Source organism: Metabacillus rhizolycopersici (assembly GCF_020075705.1).
On the sequence record NZ_JAIQUM010000262.1, the window covers coordinates 1 to 616 of the forward strand.

Sequence of the window (616 nt, forward strand, 5' to 3'; positions counted from 1 at the left end):
GGCAAATTGCCTTTTTCCTTTTCTTTCTTATTCTTTTTCACTAAGGAGTTTTAGGATTCGCTTGAGATTAACTGCAAACATCGCCGTGGCTCCTTGAATTTCCATACCAAATAGACCCGCAGATGATGCCGTTTCATACCCGTGTCTATGTTTCAACTCACTATTTTTTGCTTCAATTTTATAACGAGAGCGTGCAAGTTCCTTAAACTCTTCACTGTTTTGAAATGCTTCCTGTTCTTTATGTTCAGTGGATTTTATTGAAACAGAATATGTTTTACTTTTTGTCCCTTCTTTATAACAGCCCTCACGTAAAGGACATACTTTACATTTTTCAATATCAAAGTAATATGTATCCTTTTGATTTTTATTTTGCCCTTTCTTACCTGTTCGTGCTTTGCGTATTGCTATGTGACCTGCTTTACAAACATACATACCTGCATCTTTATTAAATTCAAATTCATCTTCTTTCGCACGTTTCCCTTGCGTGATTAGAGGATTCAGTTTAGATACTAGTTGAAAATCTTCTTTTTTTGCATATTGGATATTATCTTTTTCTGAATAAGCTGTATCACCAATGATTCTATCAATTGTCATGCCTGCATCTTTACTTTTCTCA

Annotated in this window: 1 protein-coding gene; it reads right to left on the reverse strand. The window is 34.4% G+C overall.

Going from position 1 to position 616, the window contains the following annotated elements; genetic code table 11:
- Positions 1 to 27 precede the first annotated feature (27 nt).
- Positions 28 to 616, reverse strand: a 589-nt coding sequence (locus K9V48_RS28480; protein ID WP_224142355.1) for a transposase, incomplete at its 5' end; no start/stop codon positions are given.